The following is a 3,617-nucleotide window of genomic DNA, read 5'->3' as shown; positions in this document are numbered from 1 at the left end:
CATGCACTCTCGGGCCCGGAACCCAAGGACGATCACAACCTGACACAGTCCCTAGCTGTGGCACCGGTCGCGGTCTTCGTGGCGCGCAGTCTGTACACCGACGCGATGGCCGACCCCGTCAAGGCCAATGCTGTCACCTTCTGGTCCTCGATGCAGCTGCCTCTCACCACCTGTCTGACCATGATCGGCCTTCTCTCCGATCTCATGCTCGACAACCGTCCGGCGCCGGTCCTGTGGACCGTCATCGCCGGAGCGACCATCCTCCTGTTCACCCTGTGGCTGGGGAAGACCGCCCGCGCCACCCGAGGTAGAAACGGTGCTTGATGACTGCCATAGCGATAGACCCCAACAGTACGGCTCATCGCCAGGCCCGGGTGGCCTGCGACCGCGCCCGGCGACTGATGGAGCCGGCATTGCGCGCCGCGGTGGGCCGTCTCCCGAACCACCTGTCGCGAATGACCACTTCGGCTGGTGCGACGAGCCGGGTGGCACGTCCGCAGAGGTGAACAACGGCAAGGCCGTCCGGCCCGCTCTTGTCTACCTCTCCGCCGAGGCCCTCGGCGGTTTCCCGCAGCAGGCCACTCCTGGTGCGGTGGCCATCGAGCTCGTCCACAACTTCGCCCTGGTCCACGACGACATCATCGACCGGGACTCCTTCCGTCGAAATCGCCACACGCTGTGGAAGAAGTTCGGCATCGGCCCTGCCCTCCTGACTGGCGACGGCTTGCACATTCTCGCCATCGACACCTTGCTTGACCCGGGTACCGCGCGAGCCCGGACGGCCGTAGGGCTGCTGACGCGAGCCATGATCGCAACCCTGCACGGCCAGGCCCACGACATGGGGTTCCCCCATCGCCCATGGAGCGGACCAACCGCGGTGACTCCGGAAGAGTACCGGCAGGCGGCGGGAGCTAAGACGGGGGCGCTCATCGCCTGCTCCGCCGCCATTGGCGCAGTCCTCGCGGGGGGGGGGGGCACCCCACGTCAGGTGGCGCGCTTCGCTGCCTACGGGCGCCACCTCGGGGTCGCCTTCCAGTGCACCGACGATGTGATCGGGCTCTGGGGGAAACCCGAAACCGCCGGAAAGCCGGTTGGAAGTGACCTGTTGGAAGCACGCAAGACCCTGCCGATCATCACCGCCCTTGCGTCCGGAACTCCGGCAGCCGGACGTCTCTTGGAGCTGCTCTCGCACAGCGAGGAAGGTCCTGCCGCCGATGATCTTCCGGAGGCTCTCGATCTCCTGGAAGAAGCCAGCGGACGAAGCGCCGCTGAGGCGCAGGCCGAGCATCATATGACCGCAGCCGTCCAATGCCTGGCGGCCCTGCCCATCTCCGCCGCAGCTCGGGACGAGCTCCACGCCATGGCACTCTACATGACGAGACGCGACAGGTGAGCGGCCAGCCGGGCATCGGGGCACGAGCATGGGTCACCACCAGGACGACCGGGCTATGGATGCGCCACCAATGGCGCCAAACAGGCGCGGACCTGCCCTGGGGCGATCCTCTCCCTTCCCATCGGGCGCTGATGGAGGGCTACCTGTGGCGCCTCACCGACACGCGCCGTGAACGGATTCTCCTCATCGCCTGCGGTGTCAACCACCACCCCCGCCAGCCGTGGGGCACCGTCGTCGTGGCTGCCGAGCCCCTCGGACTGGTCCGGTCAACAAGTGTCGACGGCGCCCTGGCCGACGACGAGCGTCCCCGCATCCACGTCCCCGGGGCCCTCCGCTTCGATTACGGTGCCCCCGCAACCCTCAACGTATGCCTTGCTGACGGCCTGCGCATTGACTGCACGATCGAGGGCCTCCGCCCCAGACCACGCCGTGCCTTCCACGGAAGCGGGATCTTCTCCGTCGTCCCGGGCCTCAACCACTACTGGCACCCGTACCTTTTCGATGCCAAGGTCCACGGAACCGCACGCCTGGGCAGGGAGACCTGGGACCTCGGGGGCTGCCACCGCGGCTTCCCTCGTGCCTGGTGGTGGGGTCAAGCCCACGGCTTCGACCGTCAGGACGTCTGCGTCGCCTTTGCCGGCGGGTTGCTCGGCCGCGGCCGAGCAACCGTGCCCGTCAGTGGTCTGGTGATCAGCACCGGAACCGAGATGATCAGCATCATCCCCCCTGCCGGGATCGTGCGGGGCGGCGTGCGAGACGGACGATGGACCATCCATCCACGCGCGGAACCACCACTACACCGTTCAGCTGGAGGGGGATGCGGGACAGAGCCCACCGTCCAAACTTCCCATCCCCCTCCTCACGCCCCACCAGCTCGGCTACTCCACCCAGCATCTCTCGGGAAACCTGCAGCTCACGATCCTGCGTAGTGGAAAGCCCTACTACACAGGCCAGTCCAGTCTGGCCAGTCTGGAAACCGGTTCGCCCGCCACCGATCACTGAGCGGGTCCGTAAAGTTAACGGTGGTTCTGGAGTTGTTAGAGGTTCAGCGGCGGGCAGCGGAGAGTCGGCCGTCGAAGGTGATCTCGAAGGCGTTCAGAGCGGCTTTCCAGCGTTGTGACCAGCGTTTGCGGCCCTGCCCGGTGGGGTCGAGGTTCATGACGGCCATGTAGACGCACTTGATGGCGGCCTGCTCGTTCGGGAAGTGCCCGCGGGCGCGGACGGCCTTGCGGATGCGCGCGTTCACCGACTCGATGGCGTTGGTGGTGCACACAACTCGCCTTATTTCGGTGTCAGATTGGAGGAAGGGGACGAGCTCGGCCCAGGCGTTCTCCCACAGCCTCACAATCGCGGGATACTTCTTGCCCCAGGCGTCACCGAACTCGAGGAACTTCTCCTCGGCGACGTCCTGGGTCGGGGCGGTGTAGACGGGCTTGAGTGCCTTCGAGACCTTGTCCCAGTCCTGCCGGGCCGCGTAGCGGAACGACGCCCTCAGCAGGTGAACTACACAGGTTTGCGTGATGGCCTGGGGCCAGACGGTCCCGATGGCGTCCGGGAGGCCCTTGAGACCATCGCAGACGACCATGCAGACGTCGGACACCCCGCGATTCTTGATCTCCGTCAGCACCTGGAGCCAGTATTTCGCCCCCTCGCCGCCGTCTCCGGCCCACAGCCCCAAGATCTCCCGGGTGCCCTCGACCGTGACCGCCAGCACGACATAGATCGGTCGGTTCGCGACCTGGCCATCCCTCAGCTTCACGTGCACGCAGTCGATGAACAGGACCGGATAGACCGAATCGAGCGGCCGGCTCTGCCATTCGTGCATGCCGTCGATCACCTTGTCGGTGATCGTGGAGATCGTAGTCTTGGAGACCTCGGCTCCATAGACCTCCGCGAGGTGGGCGGATATCTCGCCGTGGGTGAGCCCGCGGGCGGACAGGGACAGCACCATCTCGTCGGCGCCGGTCAGCCGGCGCTGCCGCTTCTTGACGATCTGCGGCTCGAAGCTGCCGTCGCGGGTGTTGCCGCCGGCGGCCTTCTCATGCTTCTCGTGGCCGAGACGGTCAGTGATCTCACCCTCGAGGGCGGACTCGAGGATCTTCTTCGTCAGCTGCTGCAGCAGCCCGCCCTGGCCGGTCAGTTTGATCCCGTCGGCCTTCGCCCGGTCCATCAGCTGGCCGGTCAGCTGGTCGTCCAGAGCGCCCGGCACTCCGGCGGGCTTCAC

The 3,617-nt window shown here is 66.5% G+C and carries 2 protein-coding genes and 1 pseudogene; 2 read left to right on the top strand and 1 reads right to left on the bottom strand.

The annotated features are described in order from the left end of the window. Positions 1-324 (top strand): annotated as a pseudogene (locus ACFWZ5_RS45580) (hypothetical protein); the annotation flags it as partial. A 178-nt stretch (positions 325-502) separates the two neighbouring features. Beyond that, positions 503-1,393 carry a polyprenyl synthetase family protein gene (locus tag ACFWZ5_RS45575; RefSeq protein ID WP_384893111.1) on the top strand — a complete coding sequence of 297 codons (891 nt, stop codon included), beginning with the start codon at positions 503-505 and terminating at the stop codon, positions 1,391-1,393. A gap of 1,045 nt (positions 1,394-2,438) precedes the next feature. On the opposite strand, the gene ACFWZ5_RS45570 is transcribed toward ACFWZ5_RS45575, so the two are convergent. Beyond that, complete coding sequence (locus ACFWZ5_RS45570; protein WP_384893114.1) at positions 2,439-3,602, bottom strand: IS256 family transposase; 1,164 nt, start codon at positions 3,600-3,602, stop codon at positions 2,439-2,441. Positions 3,603-3,617: the final 15 nt, after the last annotated feature.

Origin of the sequence: Streptomyces sp. NPDC059003, from assembly GCF_042740445.1 — a bacterium.
Classification (GTDB): Bacteria; Actinomycetota; Actinomycetes; order Streptomycetales; family Streptomycetaceae; genus Streptomyces.
Note: the sequence above shows the minus strand (reverse complement) of the source record. Positions and strands in the feature narration are given on the sequence as shown.